Origin of the sequence: Thermoanaerobacter sp. A7A (assembly GCF_000445185.1) — a bacterium.
Lineage (GTDB): Bacteria > Bacillota > Thermoanaerobacteria > Thermoanaerobacterales > Thermoanaerobacteraceae > Thermoanaerobacter.
Genome location: NZ_AVAF01000132.1, coordinates 1 through 1,187 on the forward strand (window position 1 = coordinate 1; position 1,187 = coordinate 1,187).

2 protein-coding genes and 1 pseudogene are annotated in these 1,187 nt (G+C 36.4%); 1 reads left to right on the top strand and 2 read right to left on the bottom strand.

Annotated features, from left to right (window positions below):
* Positions 1-515: pseudogene (locus M663_RS14770) on the bottom strand (DUF6431 domain-containing protein); the annotation flags it as partial.
* Between the two features lie 195 nt (positions 516-710).
* On the opposite strand from M663_RS14770, the gene M663_RS0110470 reads away from it, so the two are divergent.
* The gene (locus tag M663_RS0110470) at positions 711-926 is read left to right on the top strand and encodes a hypothetical protein (protein WP_029688861.1); all 216 of its coding nucleotides are present in this window, start codon (positions 711-713) and stop codon (positions 924-926) included.
* A gap of 16 nt (positions 927-942) precedes the next feature.
* On the opposite strand, the gene M663_RS14775 is transcribed toward M663_RS0110470, so the two are convergent.
* On the bottom strand, positions 943-1,187 hold a 245-nt coding region (locus M663_RS14775), incomplete at its 5' end, for a helix-turn-helix transcriptional regulator (protein WP_042805323.1).

The following is a 1,187-nucleotide window of genomic DNA, read 5'->3' on the forward strand; positions in this document are numbered from 1 at the left end:
AAGCTTTAATGTCCAAAATCTCTCTGGCCCTCTCTCTTTGCAAGTTAACCTCGGATAATTTTATGTAAGGGTTTATTTGCCTTAATCCGTATATGATAAAACTTAAATTATTCATTATCCTTTTGGTGTAAAAATATATATGCTGTCTTGAAAATAGTATGGTGGGAAAGTTTCTTTTTAAGTCACTTATGAAAGAACTGAGAGTTTTTTCTCTTGTAAGTGTCTCTTTTAAAGACTTTACAATCATATTGAAAGAATACTGAAAATGAGGAATACAGAAATCGGGAAGGTAGGAAAGAGTTCTTTTACACACAGGGCATATATTATCTTCTTATGGCTATTTTTACACAGTTGGATCCGTCTAAATAGTAACGGTAATAAAACCCATGCTTTTTTAGTTTTACTCTACACTTGCAATCGGGATAAGGAAATCTATCTGGTGGATCAGGAAAATTGTAATCTTTACCTTTATGTAAATATTCTTCAATGTTATCAACATGGAAAATTATTTGCATAAGTAACCTCTCCAATTAAAATTAATGCTAAAGGAATTTTAAAAAAATTTTTCAAATTCCTTTAGCATTAATTTTATCACAAGATTATTTAATCTGAGAAATTTCTTTGATTTTTGGCTAAATTAATTTGAGAAATGACAATATATAGAAGTCATAAAAAGGTCCTCCCACTTCACTTGAAGGGAGGTGATACGGATGTCAGAGCTGCAGGAGTTCTACCTACTGAAGCAAGGCAAAAATGGCAAATGGCTCCAGGTAACAAAAAGCTATGAAAGCCAGAGCCTTATTCAGACCGGTAAGAGCCTCACAGAGAAATATCCCGGAATAAACTTTGGAGTGGCCGACAGTGAAGGTACTTTTTTATGGCAAGGGAAAAGCGCCCCACAAGAGGCGCCATCGGTAGATGAATAGGTGCTGCAACACCTTTTCATTCATCTTCAGTTTTTGTTTCCCCCGCACGAGAGCGATTACCCAGTTTGGGTACTTCGTTGGGGATACGCACCAATATTTCAGAAAGATCACAATCAAGTGCTTCGCAGATTAAGTCTAAGTGCTCGAGATTGACTCTCTCAATAATTTCATGATACATTTCATTGATTGTGCTAGGGCGTATTCCCGTCTTTCGTGCAAGATCTGCTTGTGTCCAGCGAAGCTCGCCAAGCTTTTTGGACA

What these genes read in the sequence shown, in the direction of transcription:
- M663_RS0110470 (WP_029688861.1), top strand. Translation starts at nt 711, where the DNA reads ATGTCAGAGCTGCAGGAGTTCTACCTACTGAAGCAAGGCAAAAATGGC.